Source organism: Glycomyces sp. NPDC048151 (assembly GCF_043202775.1).
Classification (GTDB): domain Bacteria; phylum Actinomycetota; class Actinomycetes; order Mycobacteriales; family Micromonosporaceae; genus Glycomyces.
The window spans coordinates 433,440-448,790 of record NZ_JBIDBB010000001.1 but is presented as its reverse complement, the minus strand read 5'-3'; the positions used below and the strand labels follow the sequence as shown (position 1 = coordinate 448,790).

The following is a 15,351-nucleotide window of genomic DNA, read 5'->3' as shown; positions in this document are numbered from 1 at the left end:
TGGCAGCGTGCCCACCGACGGAACTTCCCAGCCACCGGCCTCGCCCGGCTCGTCGGCGTCCCCTCGCGAGGCGTACCAGCGCGTCAAGCGGACCCCGGACCTGCCGGCGCCCGAAGCGGTGAAGATGCGCATGGCGCCCATCGCCGCGATCGGCACTCTACTGTGGGCGGTCGCGCTGGTGCTGACGCAGATCTTCCGCGACGAACTGGCCGACTCCGGCCGCGAGTGGTGGGGGGCCTGCGCCCTCGCGGGCGTCGTCATCGGCCTCCTCGGCACCGCCGGGATGGCGTTCGCCGACAAGCGGCACTTCCGGAAGCCTTAGAGGAGCTCGGAGCCTTCGTCGTCGTAGACGACCTCGGACTTCTCGACGCCCTGCGGGGTCGTGTCGACGAACTCGCTGATCTGGGAGTGGGCGCCGCAGCCGTGGTCGGCGGAGACGACGCGGGCGTCCTCCGACGAGTACAGGTTCGCGCACGCGCCGAAGACCAGGCGCATCGATCCGGCCAGCGGCATGAAGAAACCGCAGGTGCCGCACCGCGCAGGGGCCGGGGCGGCCTCGGCGATCGGGGCGTGCGGGCCTCGGTCGCCGTCGTACCAGCGCTGCGCGGTCTCGGCGCGGCCCTCGCGGTTCATCACGCGTTCGCGGCCCAGGCCGAGCTCGAAGGCGATGTCCTCGACGGCGTCGTCGTCGGAGAGCTGGTAGGCGGGCATGAGGCGGTCGTCGTCGTCCTCGGTCGGGAGGACTTCGCCGGTGCCGACCTCGCCGCCCTGGAGGCGGTCGGCCCACGGGACCCACGCGGGCGAGCGGAGCGCGTCCGGCCCGGGCAGGAGCGCCGACTCGGAGACGGTCGCCACGCGGGCGCGCGGCGCGCGGGTGAGCACGACGGCCCAGCGCCAGCCGCGGTAGCCGGGCAGGGTGCACTCGAAGTAGTGGGTGACGACCCGCTCGGTCTCGGCCTCGACGCTCAGGTGCTCGCCGATCCCGTCGCCCGCTTCCTCGGCGGCCTCGCGGGCGAGGTCGAGGGCGTCGGCGAGGACCCGGTCCAGGCGCGGTTTGCGGCTGCGGGTCTTGGCGGCGGCGGTAGAGGTGTCAGGCACGCTTTCAAGCATAGGTCAGCTCGGGCCCGCACCCGGCGGACGGTGCGCCGGGTGGGAAGCGGAATACACCACACTCCGCGGCCGAGACCCGAGGGATCGGCCCGGTAGCTTTGAGGCCATGCGAATACTCGTCGTGTGCGCGGTCGCCGAGGAAGCCCAGGCCGTCGAGGCCGGGCGCTCACTCCGCCACGAGCTGGACGTCCTGGTCTGCGGCGTCGGACCGGCCGCGGCCGCGGCCGCCACCGCCCGGACCATCGCCGAGAACAGCCACATGGGCCGCGCCTACGACGTCGTCGTGAACGCGGGCATCTGCGGCGCGTTCCGCGGCAAGGCCCGGATCGGGGACCTCCTCATCGCCACCGACTCGGTCGCCGCCGAGCTCGGCGTCGCGCTCCCGTGGCGGTTCCAGCCGATCGACGAGATCGGCTTCGGCACCAACCGGATCGGGTGCAACACGGTCCTCACCGTCGCCGTCGAGGGCGTGCGCGGCGAGATCCTCACGCTCGCCTCGATCACCGGCTCCGACGGGCTCGCCGCGAACCTCGCGCACCGCTACCCGGACGCGATCGGGGAGGCCATGGAGGGCTTCGGGGTCGCCACGGCCGCACAGCAGGCCGGGCTGCCGTTCGCGGAGATCCGCGCCGTCTCCAACTACATCGGCGACCGCGACGTCGAGCACTGGGACTGGGCCTCCGCGTTGAAGACGCTCACGACCGGGATCAGGGAGCTGTAGGCATGGCGGCACTGGGCACCCCGTTCGACCTCGCCTCCGACCGCGACCCGGCCGGCGCGCTGCACCTGGCGCACTCGCCGTGCCCGAACGACACGTTCATCTACCACGCGTGGACCTCCGGCCTCATCGACGGCGCCCCGGCGACGCGGCTGACGTTCGCCGACATCGACGTCACCAACACCGCTTGCGCGCGAGGCGAGTTCGACGTCGCGAAGGTCTCGTACGCGGCCCTGCCGTACCTCGGCGACGAGTGGCGGCTGCTGCCCGCGGGCGGCGCGCTCGGGCGCGGGTGCGGGCCGCTCGTCCTCACCGGCGGCGGCACGGAGGTCGGCGACCTGGCGGGGAAGCGCGTGGCCGTGCCCTCGGACCGCAGCACCGCGTTCATGCTGTTCAACCTGTGGCTGCGCGACCTCGGCTCGCCCGAGGTGGCGTGGGAGGTCGTGCCGTTCGACCAGATCATGCCCGCGGTGCAGGGCGGCCGGTTCGACGCCGGGCTCGTCATCCACGAGGCCCGGTTCACCTACCGCGAGTACGGGCTCGAGTCGCTGGTCGACCTCGGCGAATGGTGGGAGGGGAGCACCGGCTGCCCGATCCCGCTCGGCGCGATCGTCGCGAAGTCCCATCTCGACACCGACGCGGTCACCGACGCGATCCGCGCCTCGCTCGACCACGCGTGGGCACACCCGGAGGCGAGCCGCGCCTATGTGGCCGAGCACGCGCAGGAGATGTCGGAAGCGGTGTGCCGCATGCACATCGACCTGTACGTGAACGAGTTCTCGCGGGACCTCGGGTCCGAGGGCCGCATGGCGGTCGAGCGGCTCCTGGGCGGCGCGGCCGAGCTGGGGCTGGTGCCGAAGCTGCGCATCGCGGTCCCGTAGCGCGACCTGCGTAGCCGTCCGGTCACCCGAGCGTCCATGCCGTCCGGTTCGTGCCAGGCTAGGCTTGACGGACTCATCAGTTCCCTGCGAGACGAGAAGTTCGAGGTTCAGCGGTGCCCAGTGGTCGAGTGAAATGGTTCGACACCGAGAAGGGATTCGGATTCGTCTCCCGCGACGACGGCGGGAAGGACGTGTTCGTGCACCGCGACGCGCTGCCCGAGGGCGTCGAAGAACTCGCCAAGGGCACCAAGGTCGAGTACAGCATCATCGACACGCGCCGCGGGGTCCAGGCGATGGGCTTGCACGTCGTGGCGGCCCCGCAGGCCGGCGCGGCCCCGGCGGCCGAGACGCCGAAGCGCTCGCCCGAGGAGCTCAACAGCCTGCTGCAGGACATGATCGGCGTCCTCGAGCAGCAGATCATGCCGCCGCTCTCGCGCGGACGCCGCCCGGACCGCAAGACCGGCGCCAAGATCGCCGAGATGCTCCGGGCCGTCGCCAGCGACCTCGAATAGCCGACACCGCACGAGGTTCCTTTAGCCGATACCGGCACGAGGTTCCTTCGCGACCGCTTCGTGTCGTACCCCGATGTCAGGGTTGTTGACGGGGGGCCCATCGTGCGGAACATTTCCGGAATATCGGGAGAAAACGGTCGACCGCGAACGGCGGGATAGTCTCTGTGAGGTGACCTCCCAGGCTCAGGCGACTCCCCAGACGACCGATGTGCACACCCGCGCCGACGCGGCCGCCACTCCCGACGGCGCGCCTTCCGCCCCGGTCGAGGCGCTGCTCGAACGGCTCGCGTCGCTGCCGTCGCTCATGGTGGCGTTCTCGGGCGGCGCCGACTCGGCGTTCCTGCTCGCGGCCGCAGTGCGGGCGCTCGGCCCGGAGCGGGTCGAGGCCGCGACCGCCGTCTCGCCTTCACTGCCGCGCGTCGAGCTCGAGCGCGCCCGCGAGTTCGCGGCCGGGCTCGGCGTCGCGCACCACGCCCCGGTCACCGACGAGCTCTCGCGCGAGGGCTACCGCGCCAACGCCGGGGACCGCTGCTTCTTCTGCAAGACCGAGCTGATGAGCGTCGTCGGGCCGCTCGCGGCCGAGCGCGGCATCGCGTTCGTCGCGACCGGCACCAACGCCGACGACCTCCGCGCCGGGTTCCGGCCCGGCATCCGCGCCGCCGCGGACGCGGGCGCGATCACGCCGCTCGCGGACGCGGGGCTCAGCAAGTCCGAGATCCGCGAGGCCTCGCTCGCGTGGGGGCTGCCCACTTGGGACAAGCCCGCGGCGGCGTGCCTCGCGAGCCGCATCGCGTACGGGGTCGAGGTGACCGCGGGCGGGCTCGAACGCGTCGCCGACGCCGAGCAGGCGCTGCGGCACGCGCTCGCCGAGGCGATGATCCCCGTGCGGAACCTGCGGGTGCGGGACATGGGCGGCGACGCAGCGAAGGTCGAGATCGACGCCGAACTGGTGGCGGCCGTGGCCGAGCGGCCCGAGGTGCTCGCGGCGGTCGAGGGCTTCGCGGAGGTGCGGCTCGACGAGCAGGGCTTCCGGTCCGGGGCGATGAACGAGCTCCTGCCGAACCCCGAGCGGTATCGCTGAGCGGGCTTCGCTGAGCGGTGCGACAGGGCAGCGACCGGTGCCGCGGGCGGCGATCGGGCTGGGTTCGCCTGAGCAGGACCGGATCTCGGGTGGCGCCGTTGGGCGGGCTTCACTGGGCGGGCTTATCAGGATATTCCGGATATGTTCCGCACGATGGGCCCCCCGTCGACAACCCTGACATGCGGGTGTGACAGCAGGCGGTTCGAGAGGAATGCTCGGAGTGGCGAGCCGGGTGGAGAGTGCCCGGTGAGACGGGCCAGCGGCGATCGTCAGTGGAGGATGAGTCCGAAGATCCGCCTCACCGGGTCCATAACCCCTCGGGAACCCCTCATTCCCCGAGGCCCCCACCGTGGGCCATGAGGCTGAGCGCGGCCTGAACCGTCCCTGGCAATTCCCTGATATAGGGGTGTTCACCTCATAACGGGCAGTGCGCCGTCTTATGTGGCGCATGGCCCGCAATCATCCCCAATCGACATTCGGCCGGGCGATCTTCCTTCACTTCCGCCTCTGCCGCATCGCGGTTCCCTCGGGCGGGCGGCGTGCGGGCGGCGCGGCGTGTAGAACGGTCCTGTGGATGTGTCGGGCTGCGCCAGCGCCTACCAGCCGGGCTGCTCGGCCGGTTGCGGCGCGCCGCTGGGCGCGTCCTGCGGTCCCGGCGGTCCGTGCAATCCGTGCGCGGCCGCGTGCGGCGGGGCGACCGATCCGGGGCCGTACCATGCGCTCATGGCGGGGCTCTTGGGTTTCGGGCGGTTGACGCCGGAGCAGTTGGAGGCCGCGCGGGCGCGGCACCGGCCCGGGCCGCGGCGGTTCGGGCTCCGGTTGATAGCGGTGTACCGGCGGTGGCTGTCACCGCGCGTGCAGGTGGAGTGCCGGTTCACGCCGAGCTGCTCGGGTTTCGGGTACCGGGCGGTGTCGCGGTACGGCCTGTGGACGGGCGGGCGGCTCGCGCTGGGGCGGGTGCTGCGGTGCCGTCCGGGGGTGACTCCCGGCACGCATGATCCGGTGCCCGGTCGAAGCGGCGACCGTTAAGATCCAGCGCATGAGTGACTCGAACATCGCCGGCCGTCCGTCCGACCTGCCGGCCAAGACCCGCAGCCGCGCCGTCAAGCCCGGGCACCTGGAGGTCGGTGAGTTCACCTCCGGCCACATCGGTGCGTCGTCGCCGTTCGGCACCTCCTCGTTCCCGCTGCCCGCGGGCACCGTCTACTACGAGAACACCGGGCCGGTGGAGACGCGCGTCCTGGAGGACGAGCGGCACTAGTGCCGGACAGCAACGGATTACCAAGACGTTGTAAGAAAATTTCATAGGTGGTATGTTCTTGCGCACACGGGGTGCGCGTCTCGTCGTGCGCTCGGCACGTCGCGGCGCGCGCCCCGTCCCCCCGTTCAACCCCGGAGGAAGAAGCGCAATGTTGCGTACCGCCCGCATCGCGGCGGGAGTGCTGGGCACAGCCCTGCTACTGACCGCCTGCGAAACCCCTGATCAACCGCCCGGCGACGGCGGCTCGTGGACCGACGAGCCCACCGATTCGCAACTGGCGTCCCTCGCACAGGACACGGCCGCTGAGGCCGAGCAGTTCTACTTCGTCATGACCGACCGCTTCGCCGACGGCGACGCCGCGAACAACACCGGCGGCCTGGAAGGCGACTCGCTCGCCACGGGCTACGACCCCACGAAGCGCATGTTCTACCAGGGCGGCGACCTCGCCGGGGTCGAGCAGCAGCTCGACTACATCGAGGGCCTCGGCACGACCGCGATCTGGCTGACCCCCGTCGTCGTCAACCAGCCCGTGCAGATCACCGACAACTGGACCGGCGCGGGCTACCACGGCTACTGGGGCACCGACTTCACCGCCGTCGACCCGCACCTGGGCGACGACGCGCAGCTCCAGAGCCTCATCGACGCCGCGCACGACCGCGGCATCGAGATCTACCTGGACATCGTCGTGAACCACACGGCCGACGCCGTCGAGTACGCCGAAGGATCCAATACGTACGTGGAGAAGGAGGACTCGCCCTACACGGATGCCGACGGGCGGGCCTTCGAGGACGCGAACTACGCCGAATCCGACGAGTTCCCGCAGGTCGACGGGTCCTCGTCGGCTTACACGCCGGTGCTGGAGGACGACGAGGCGTCGCTGAAGTCGCCCGAGTGGCTCAACGACCCGACGATGTACCACAACCGGGGCGACTCGACCTACACCGGCGAGTCCTCGACGTACGGCGACTTCTCCGGCCTCGACGACCTGTGGACCGAGCGTCCCGAGGTCGTGGACGGCTGGATCGACGTGTACTCGGAGTGGATCGCCGAATCGGGCGTCGACGGTTTCCGCATGGACACCGTGAAGCACGTCAATCTTGAATTCTGGCCGCAATTTCTTGCAGGGATCCGCGAGGCCTCCGACGCGAAGGGCATCGACTTCTTCGCGTTCGGCGAGGTCTACTCCGGCGACCCGAACGTGACGAGCGAGTACGTGCGCCAGGGCGACCTCGACGCCGTCCTCGACTTCGGGTTCCACGGCGCGGCCACCGGCTTCGCGTCCGGCACCGCCGGGGCCGACGGCCTCGCGAACCTCTACGCCTCGGACGCGCTGTTCACGACGGACGGGACCGACGCGCTCGCCAGCCCCACGTTCGTGTCGAACCACGACATCGGCCGCGTCGGCCGCACGATCACCGAGACCGCGGACGAGTCGACGTGGACCGCGCGGGCGATCCTCGCCCAGCAGCTCATGTTCCTCACCCGCGGCCAGCCCGTCGTCTACTACGGCGACGAGCAGGGCTTCACCGGCTCGGGCGGCGACGACTACTCGCGCCAGACCATGTTCGCGTCCCAGGTCGACGAGTACCTCGACGACGACCTCATCGGCACCGACGCGACCCACGCCGTCGACAACTACGACACGTCGCACCCGATCTACCAGGCCATCGCCGAGCTCTCGCAGCTGCGCGAGGCGCACCCGGCGCTCGCCACCGGCACCCAGGTGACCCGCTCGACCGGGGACGGCGTCTTCGCGTTCTCGCGCATCGCGAACGCCGAAGGCGTGGAATACCTTGTGGCCGTGTCGAACTCGACCGAGGCGCAGACCGTCGCGGTGGAGACGTACTCCGACACGTTCACGCCGGTGTACGGCGACGGCGCGATCGAAGCCGCCGACGGGACCGCCTCGATCACCGTGCCGCCGCTGTCGGCCGTGGTCTTCAAGGCCGACGACGCCGTCGACGGCGGGGACGCGCCTTCGGTCAGCCTCACCGTGGACGAGGAGTCGGCGACCACCGCCTACGTCTCGGCCGAGGTCGCGGGCGACCCGCTCGCGCGCGTCGCCTTCGCCGTCTCCGTGGACGGCGGCGAGTGGACCTACGCGGGCACCTCGCCCGGCCCGGACCACCGCATCGCCTACGACCTGGACGGCCTCGCGGGCGGGAAGTCCGTCGAGTTCAAGGCCGTCGCCGTCGACCGCGAGGGCCGCACGGCCTCCGCGCTCGCGACCACCACCGTGGCCACGCCCGACCAGGCCGGCGGGTCCCTCGACTGGGCCCAGGTCCACTACGACGGGGACGCCTCCGAGTGGGGCGTGTACGCGTGGGGCGACATCGCCGAGTCCTCGCAGACGACCTGGCCCGAGTCGAACGCCTTCGCGGGCACCGACTCCTACGGGTCGTTCGCCTCGCTGCGGCTCGCCGAGGACGCGAAGTCCGTGGGGTACCTGGTCATCGACGGCGAAGGGAACAAGGACTACGCGTCCGACCGGACCTTCGACCCGAACGCGACGCCGGAGATCTGGCTCAGCGCCGGTACCGGCGACGTCGCGTACTCGCTGGCCGAGGCCAACGGGTACGTCACCGTGCACGCACCCGACGACGGGACCGGCTGGGGCCTGCACCTGTGGGGCGACGCCCTCGCCGACGGCGTTGCGACGCAATGGGACGCGCCCCGCGCGCCCGACGGCCACGACGCATGGGGCAAGTACTGGCACGTGCCCGTCGACGACGTGAACGCCGACATGGGGATCATCGTCCACTCAGGAGACACGAAGCTGTACGGCTCCGACATCCTCCTCAAGCCCGCCGCCATGGGCGAGACCTGGGTGACCGCCTCCGGCGCGCACGCCTCGCAGGCCGCCGCCGACGGCAAGGCCGTCATCCACTACCAGCGCCCCGACGGGGACCTCGACGGCTGGAGTCTCCACACCTGGGAGGGCGCGGCCGCCCCGACCGACTGGAACAACGGGCTCCAGCCCGTGCGCACCGACGCCTACGGCGCGGTGTACGAAGTGCCGCTTGCGGACGGCGCTGAGGCGCTGTCGTACATCCTCCACCGCGGCGACGAGAAGGACCTCCCCACGGACCAGCGCCTCGACTTCGCCGAGTACGGCCAGGAAGTGTGGATCACCGCCGCGACCCCGGGCTACGTCCGCCCGGCCGGGGCCTCCAACGGCCGTTCGCAGGAGCTCGACCTCGCTGCGGAGCAGGCGGTCTGGCTCGACGGCGACACCCTCGCCATGGACGTCGACGCCACCGACGGGAAGGTCTTCGAGCTCCTCGCCAGCGCCGACGGGTCGATCACGGCCCAGGACGGGTCGCTGACCGGGAACTTCACGACCATCCCGCTGACCGCCGCGGGCGGCTTGACCGAAGCCCAGCGTCAGGCGTGGCCGCAGTACTGGGGCTACCGGGCGTTCAAGGTTGGCGCGGACGGCGACGCGATCCGGGAGGCCCTGCGCGGGCAGCTCGTCGCGGTCGAACGCGACCACACGGGCGCGGCCTGGTACGCGACGGGCGTGCAGACCGCCGGCGCGATCGACGCGGTCTACGACGACGCGCGCAACGCCGACCTGGGCGTGACGTGGAAGGGCAAGAAGCCCCAGCTCTCGTTGTGGGCGCCCACCGCGCAGTCGGTGCGGCTCGAGCTGTTCGACTCGCCCGAGGACACTGAGCCGGCAGTGCACGAGATGTCCTTCTCTGAGCGCACGGGCGTGTGGTCGGTGAAGGGCGCGAAGGACTGGGACCGCAAGTACTACCGGTTCGCGCTGGAGGTGTGGCACCCCGCTTCGCAAGCGGTGGAGTCGTACTCGGTGACCGACCCGTACTCGCTGTCGCTGGCGGCGGACTCGACGCACAGCCAGATCGTGAACCTCGACGCGGCCGACCTCGAACCGGAGGGCTGGGACAAGGAGGACGCGCCCGCCGAGGTCGACCCGGCCGCGGCGCAGGTGTGGGAGCTGCACGTCAGGGACTTCTCGATCGCCGACGAGTCGATGGACGAGGAGCTGCGCGGCACCTATGCGGCGTTCACGCAGGAGGACTCGACGTCGGTGCGGCACCTGGCGGAGCTGGCCGAGGCCGGGTTGACGCATGTGCACCTGCTGCCGACGTTCGACATCGCGTCGATCCCCGAGACGAACCAGGCCGCAGTGGACTGCGACCTGGACCTGATGGCCGCGAACTCGACCGAGCAGCAGGCGTGCGTCGGGGCGGTGCGCTCCGAGGACGCGTTCAACTGGGGCTACGACCCGCTGCACTTCAACACGCCGGAGGGCTCGTACGCGACCGACCCCGATGGGGCGCAGCGCATCCTGGAGTACCGGCAGATGGTGCAGGCCATGCACGAAATGGGCCTGCGCGTGGTGAACGACGTCGTCTACAACCACACGGCCGCGTCGGGGACCGCCGACAAGTCGGTGCTCGACCGGATCGTGCCCGGCTACTACCACCGCCTGGACGCGGACGGCGAGGTCCACACCTCGACGTGCTGCGCGAACACCGCGACCGAGCGGCCGATGTTCGACAAGTTCATCGTCGAGTCGACCGAGCTGTGGCAGGACGCCTACCACGTCGACGGCTTCCGCTTCGACCTCATGGGCCACCACCCGAAGTCGAACCTCCTCGCGGTCCAGGCCGCCCTGGACGAGGACATCCTCCTGTACGGCGAGGGCTGGAACTTCGGGGAGGTCGCGAACGACGCCCTGTTCGAGCAGGCCACGCAGGTGAACATGGCGGGCACCGGGATCGGGACGTTCAACGACCGGATGCGCGACGCCGTCCGCGGCGGCGGCCCCTTCGACGGCGACCCGACCACGCAGGGCTTCGGCTCGGGCGCGTGGACCGACGACAACGACGGCACCGCAACCGATCAGGAGCTGGCGGCGCTGCTGCACGCCCAGGACCTGACGAAGCTCGGCCTGGTCGGCAACCTCGCCGACTACGAGTTCACCGCGACCGACGGCGAATCGACCACGGGCGCGGAGCTGGACTACAACGGGACCGGCGCCGGATACACCGCCCAGCCGGGCGAAGCGGTGAACTATGTGGACGCCCACGACAACGAGATCCTGTTCGACGCGCTGGCGTACAAGCTCGACGCCGACGTGAGCGGGACCGAGCGGGCGCAGATGCAGGTCCTGTCGATGGCGACTGCGGTGCTCAGCCAGGGCACCGGGTTCTCCACGGCCGGTTCGGAACTGCTCAGGTCGAAGTCCCTCGACCGCGACTCGTACGACTCCGGCGACTGGTTCAACGCCATCCGCTGGAACTGCGAGGGCGCCGAGGGCTTCGGGACCTCCAGCAACGGGTTCGGGGCGGGGCTGCCGCCGCAGTGGACCTCGGAGGCCAAGTGGCCGTACGCCGAGGACGCGATCGCGGCGGTGGACCAGCCGAGCTGCGCGGACATCGAGCTGGCGAACCAGCGGTACCTGGAGCTGCTGCGGATCTCGGCGTCGACGTGCGCGTTCAACCTCGGGGACGCCGAGGCCGTGGCCGAGCGGGTCTCGTTCCCGCTCTCGGGCACCGGCGCGGAGCTGCCGGGCGTCATCACCATGCGCGTCGACCTCGACGGGCTCGACGACGCGTTCACGTCCGTGACCGTCGTGTTCAACGCGAGCCCGGAGGCGGTCGCCCAGACCGTCGCCGACGCGGCCGGGTCCGGCTCGGCGCTCCACCCGGTGCTGCAGGACTCCGCCGACCCCGCGTTCGCGGACGCGTCCTTCGACGACGCGACGGGGACGTTCCACGTCCCCGGCCGGACCGTGGCGGTGTTCACGAGCTGAGCCGATGTAGCGATTCGCTAACGAAACCGCTCTTGACAGGGCGGGAATACTAGGGATTAGTTTCGGATCCCTGAAGCCGGGGCGGGCGCGGCACCCGTCCCGGTTTAATGTTTTCTCAAGAAACCTGAGGAAGACAGGCGCGGCGCGTGCCGGATACGATCGCAGCATGACGTACCCCCCGCAAGACCCCGCCGCGCAGCCCGGCGGCCAGTACGGGCCCTCCCAGCCCGGCGCGCAGCCGAACGCGGGAGGCTACGCCCCGGGCCAGGCCGGCCCCGAGACCTACGCGACCACGCAGCTCCCCGGCCAGTACCCCGGCCAGCCCGACCCCCAGTACGCGCAGCACCCGCAGTACGACCCGGCCTCGGGCTACCAGGCCCCCTACGGCCAGTACGGGCCGCCGCCGGTGCAGCCGAACACGAAGAGCAGCAGCGGCACCGTGTTCCTCGTCCTCGGCGTCGTCCTGCTCATGGCGATCGGCGCGTTCGGCGGCTACTACTTCCTCGGCAACGACAAGGACGCCACGCTCGCCGACGACGCGACCGTCGAGAACACCCCCGGAGGCGGGAACGGCGAGGACGAGAGCGGCGACGAAGGCGGCGAGGAGTCCGAAGGCGCGCCGCTGCCCTCCGGCACGCACCTCACGGTGACCTCGCTCGGCTCGGTCACCCCCATCCCCGGAGACGAGTGGCAGTACACGGCCGGGCCGGGCGTCTCGTCCGAACCGCTCGCCGACGCCGAGATCTACCAGGTCAACCACACCGAGTCGTGGGTGTCGATGTTCGCCGTCGGCCTCTACTCGGGCGCGGCGGCCGTGTTCGACCCCGCCGACCTCCCCGCCAGCGCGCTGAGCGCCTCCGAAGTGTGGCTCGGCTCCGGGTTCTCCACTGTGGAGGGCTACCAGATGAGCGAGATCAAGTACACCGAAGTCGAGGTCGACGGGCGGCCCGGCGTGCTCGCCGAATGGCGGAACTCCTGGACCGCCTCCCCCGACACCCCCGACCTGTACGAGGACACGGCACTGCTCGTCGTGGACGTGGACGGCGTCAACGGGTTCATCGGGGTCGCGTCCGTGTCCGAGTCCGGCACCGCGATGTACGCCCCCGCGATCGAGGCGCTGCTCGCCACCGACTTCGGGGCCGAGACCGCCTGAGACGCAACGAAGGCCGCGCCGACCGGCGCGGCCTTCCGCGCGCTCAGGGGCGGGCGAGCTTCTCGCGGACCCGCGCGAGCTCGCGCGTCGCCCGGTACCGGACGTACACGGCCTCGGCGGTCCGCCACAGACCCTGCGCGCCCGCCTTGTCGCGCATGGCGTCGAGGACGTCGCCGACGAGCTCGTCGGTGTAGGCGGCGCTGGACTCCTGCCCGTACTCGTTGAAGCCCTCGCGGGCGTGCGCGTAGTGGCGCAGCGCGTCGTCGCAGCGGTCACCGAGGTGCGCGACGTAGCCGAGCCCCAGGTGGGTGTGGGCGACCGCCAGGGGCGCGCCGACCTCCAGCGACAACGCCATGAGCTGCTCGTAGTGGGCGAGGGCCTCGTCGACGAGGCCGAGGCGGGCGATGTGCCAGCCGACGACCCAGCTCGACCGGTACGACCAGATGCGGTCCCCCGCCTCGAGGAAGTACACCGTCGCGTCCTGCGCGTACTTGACCGCGTTCGCGTCGTCGTCCTCGCGGGCGGCGTGCACCGAGAGCCCGAACGACACGAAGCCCTTCGCCCACGGCTGGTCGATGTCGTCGGCGATCGCCATGGCCCGGTCGATGAGCCGCCCGCCCTCCTCCTGGTCGCCGTGGAGCATCGTCGCCGCCGACAGGTAGCCCAGCGAGATGACCTGGCCGAAGCCGTCCCCGGAGCGCTCGGCGGCGGCGAACGCGGCGGTCTGGACCTCCATGAGGTCGACCCCGAGCGACCGGTCGAGCATGTACCCCGAGACGCACCAGGCCAGGAGCCAGAACCGGCGGTCGCCGCCGGGCACGGCCTCGCGGCGCAGCAGGCCCAGGAGCACCTCGTACTCGGTGGCGAACCAGGACGCGGCGGCGGGCATGTCCGGGACGGGCTCGGGCGTGGTGCCGGGGGCGGGCTCGCCGACGTCGATGGTGCCGCCGTGGAAGGTGAGGCGCTGGTCGGCGGCGTGCGCGGAGTGGATGTAGTAGTCGACGAGGCGCGCCTCGGCGGCGTCGCGGTCGGGCGCGGCGACCTCGTCGCGGAAGCGTTCGGCCGCATAGGAGCGCAGGAGGTCGTGCATCGTGTAGCGGCCTTCGCGGTGCTGGTCGGCCAGGTGCACGTCGGCCAGTTCCTGCAGGGCCGCTTCGGCGTCGGCGGCCGGGGCTCCCATGAGGCTCGCCATGGCCGGGACGGTGAGGTCGGGGCCGGGGTGGAGGCCGAAGAGCCGGAACGCGCGCGCCGCCCGGGAGCCGAGGGCCTGGTAGGAGCAGGCGAACACCGAGCGCGGGTCGGCGGCCGGGTCGGCGGTGGAGAGGACCCGGAACACGTTCGTCGTGGAGTCGAGGCGGTCGGCGAGCGAGGACAGCGAGAACTGCGGGTGGGCGGCGGCCCACGCCCCGATGAGGGTGAGCGCCAGCGGGAGCCTGCCGCAGGAGGCGACGATGCGCAGGACCGCGCGCTCCTCGTCGATGGCCCGGTCCATGCCGATGCGGCGCACCAGGAGCGCCCACGCGTCGGCGTCGGAGAGGAGGTCGAGCGGGACGATGTCGGCGCCTTCGGTCGCGTCGAGGCCGGTGAGGCGGTCGCGGCTGGTCACGAGCGTGAACGATCCCGGCGCGACCGGCAGGAGCGGGCGCACCTGCGCCGCGTCCTTGGCGTTGTCGAGGACGACGAGGAGGCTGCGTCCCGCGAGGACCGTGCGGTACAGGCCGATCCGCTCGTCGAGCCCGGCCGGGAGCTGGTGCGCCTCGACGCCGAGGGCGGCCAGCGCTTCGCCGAGGACGGTGGCGGCGTCGGTGCCGGGCGCGAGGGGGTCGAAGCCGCGCAGGTTGAAGTACAGCTGCCCGTCGGGGAAGCGGTGGGCGACGCGGTGGGCCCAGGAGACGGCGAGCGCGGTCTTGCCGACGCCGCCCATCCCGGTGATGACGGCGAGCCCGGCGGCGCCCGCGGACATCTCGAGGACGCCGTCGAGGACCCGCAGCTGGCTTGCGCGGCCGGTGAAGCGGGTGTTCGCGCGCGGGAGCATCGCCGGGACGCGGCGGGGGAACGGCGTCTCAGCGGCGGCGGGGACGGCCGGGCCCGGGGTCGGCGGGCCGTCGCGGAGGATCGCGGTGTGGAGGTCGCGCAGGCCCTGGTCGGGGTCGGCGCCGAGTTCGTCGGCGAGGCGTTCCCGCAGGGCCGCATACGCTTCGAGGGCTTCGGCGGTGCGTCCGCACAGGTGGAGGGCGCGCATGAGCAGGGCGGTGAAGCGCTGCCTGGTGCCGTGGACGGCGACGATCTGCCGCAGCTCGTCGACGACCTCGGCGGCGCGGCCCAGCTCCAGGTCGAGGTCGATGCGGCGCTCCAGGAGCGCGAGGCGGTGCTCGTCGTAGCGGCGGCGGACCGCGTCCACCGTGGGCCCGGAGAGGTTCGCGAGGGCGGGCCCGCGCCATTCGCCGAGGGCTTCGCGGAGGGCGGCGACGGCCTCGTCGAGGCGGCCTTCGGCGCGCAGCGCCCTGGCCCGGTCCTCGTTCGCCCTGCAGCGCAGCGTGTCCAGCTCGGCGGTGTCGATGCGGAAGCGGTAGGCGCGGCCCACGGTCTCCACCCGGTCGCGGGCGGCGCCGAGCTTGCGGCGGAGCACCCCGACCGTGTTCTGCACCTGCGTCTCCGGGTCCTGCGGGATGTCGAGGCCGTAGACGGCGCGCACGATGCTCTCGAGGGGGACCACGCTGTTCGCGTCGTCGAGGAGGATCGAGAGCACGGTCGCGGTGTTCCCGCGCGGGACCGCGCACGGCGTGCCGTCGACGCGGAGTTCGAGGGGCCCGAGCAGGCGCACGTCGAGGTGGGGCATGTGGTTCCGCC

The 15,351-nt window shown here is 71.8% G+C and carries 12 protein-coding genes; 9 read left to right on the top strand and 3 right to left on the bottom strand.

The genetic code is table 11. The annotated features are described in order from the left end of the window. Positions 1 to 7 precede the first annotated feature (7 nt). Entirely contained in the window at positions 8 to 322 is a 315-nt protein-coding gene (locus ACGGCP_RS02180) for a DUF2530 domain-containing protein (RefSeq protein ID WP_392959817.1), read from the top strand. Here the strand turns inward: ACGGCP_RS02180 and ACGGCP_RS02175 are convergent. Further along, on the bottom strand, positions 319 to 1,098 hold the full coding sequence (locus tag ACGGCP_RS02175; protein ID WP_392959815.1) for a DUF3027 domain-containing protein: 780 nt from the start codon (positions 1,096 to 1,098) through the stop codon (positions 319 to 321). The two genes, ACGGCP_RS02180 and ACGGCP_RS02175, sit on opposite strands and share 4 nt — an antisense overlap. A gap of 118 nt (positions 1,099 to 1,216) precedes the next feature. Here ACGGCP_RS02175 and mqnB point away from each other — a divergent pair, with 118 nt between their 5' ends. From mqnB to larE, 4 genes are all read left to right on the top strand, one after another. Further along, the gene (gene mqnB / locus ACGGCP_RS02170) at positions 1,217 to 1,831 is read left to right on the top strand and encodes a futalosine hydrolase (RefSeq protein WP_392959812.1); all 615 of its coding nucleotides are present in this window, start codon (positions 1,217 to 1,219) and stop codon (positions 1,829 to 1,831) included. 59 nt (positions 1,832 to 1,890) lie between these two features. Next, the gene (locus ACGGCP_RS02165) at positions 1,891 to 2,709 is read left to right on the top strand and encodes a 1,4-dihydroxy-6-naphthoate synthase (protein ID WP_392960421.1); all 819 of its coding nucleotides are present in this window, start codon (positions 1,891 to 1,893) and stop codon (positions 2,707 to 2,709) included. A gap of 113 nt (positions 2,710 to 2,822) precedes the next feature. Continuing rightward, complete coding sequence (locus ACGGCP_RS02160; RefSeq protein ID WP_392959809.1) at positions 2,823 to 3,221, top strand: cold-shock protein; 399 nt, start codon at positions 2,823 to 2,825, stop codon at positions 3,219 to 3,221. Between the two features lie 169 nt (positions 3,222 to 3,390). After that, the gene (gene larE, locus ACGGCP_RS02155) at positions 3,391 to 4,302 is read left to right on the top strand and encodes an ATP-dependent sacrificial sulfur transferase LarE (RefSeq protein ID WP_392959807.1); all 912 of its coding nucleotides are present in this window, start codon (positions 3,391 to 3,393) and stop codon (positions 4,300 to 4,302) included. Between the two features lie 596 nt (positions 4,303 to 4,898). Here larE and ACGGCP_RS02150 read toward each other — a convergent pair. Next, complete coding sequence (locus ACGGCP_RS02150; RefSeq protein ID WP_392959804.1) at positions 4,899 to 5,027, bottom strand: hypothetical protein; 129 nt, start codon at positions 5,025 to 5,027, stop codon at positions 4,899 to 4,901. Here ACGGCP_RS02150 and yidD point away from each other — a divergent pair. The 4 genes from yidD to ACGGCP_RS02130 all read left to right on the top strand — a co-directional run bounded on the left by yidD (position 5,026) and on the right by ACGGCP_RS02130 (position 12,501). After that, the gene (yidD, locus tag ACGGCP_RS02145) at positions 5,026 to 5,331 is read left to right on the top strand and encodes a membrane protein insertion efficiency factor YidD (protein WP_392959801.1); all 306 of its coding nucleotides are present in this window, start codon (positions 5,026 to 5,028) and stop codon (positions 5,329 to 5,331) included. The genes ACGGCP_RS02150 and yidD overlap by 2 nt on opposite strands. Positions 5,332 to 5,341: 10 nt before the next feature. Further along, complete coding sequence (locus tag ACGGCP_RS02140) at positions 5,342 to 5,563, top strand: hypothetical protein (RefSeq protein ID WP_392959799.1); 222 nt, start codon at positions 5,342 to 5,344, stop codon at positions 5,561 to 5,563. A gap of 148 nt (positions 5,564 to 5,711) precedes the next feature. Further along, the gene (gene pulA / locus ACGGCP_RS02135) at positions 5,712 to 11,348 is read left to right on the top strand and encodes a pullulanase-type alpha-1,6-glucosidase (RefSeq protein WP_392959797.1); all 5,637 of its coding nucleotides are present in this window, start codon (positions 5,712 to 5,714) and stop codon (positions 11,346 to 11,348) included. Positions 11,349 to 11,514: 166 nt separating this feature from the next. Continuing rightward, positions 11,515 to 12,501, top strand: a complete 987-nt coding sequence (locus ACGGCP_RS02130) for a hypothetical protein (RefSeq protein WP_392959795.1) — start codon at positions 11,515 to 11,517, stop codon at positions 12,499 to 12,501. A gap of 43 nt (positions 12,502 to 12,544) precedes the next feature. On the opposite strand, the gene ACGGCP_RS02125 is transcribed toward ACGGCP_RS02130, so the two are convergent. Next, positions 12,545 to 15,340, bottom strand: a complete 2,796-nt coding sequence (locus tag ACGGCP_RS02125; RefSeq protein ID WP_392959793.1) for a BTAD domain-containing putative transcriptional regulator — start codon at positions 15,338 to 15,340, stop codon at positions 12,545 to 12,547. Positions 15,341 to 15,351 lie beyond the last annotated feature (11 nt).

Coding starts and splice junctions, on each gene's coding strand:
- mqnB (WP_392959812.1), top strand. CDS start 1,217: ATGCGAATACTCGTCGTGTGCGCGGTCGCCGAGGAAGCCCAGGCCGTC.
- yidD (WP_392959801.1), top strand. CDS start 5,026: ATGGCGGGGCTCTTGGGTTTCGGGCGGTTGACGCCGGAGCAGTTGGAG.
- ACGGCP_RS02150 (WP_392959804.1), bottom strand. CDS start 5,027: ATGAGCGCATGGTACGGCCCCGGATCGGTCGCCCCGCCGCACGCGGCC.
- ACGGCP_RS02140 (WP_392959799.1), top strand. CDS start 5,342: ATGAGTGACTCGAACATCGCCGGCCGTCCGTCCGACCTGCCGGCCAAG.
- pulA (WP_392959797.1), top strand. CDS start 5,712: ATGTTGCGTACCGCCCGCATCGCGGCGGGAGTGCTGGGCACAGCCCTG.
- ACGGCP_RS02130 (WP_392959795.1), top strand. CDS start 11,515: ATGACGTACCCCCCGCAAGACCCCGCCGCGCAGCCCGGCGGCCAGTAC.
- ACGGCP_RS02125 (WP_392959793.1), bottom strand. CDS start 15,340: ATGCCCCACCTCGACGTGCGCCTGCTCGGGCCCCTCGAACTCCGCGTC.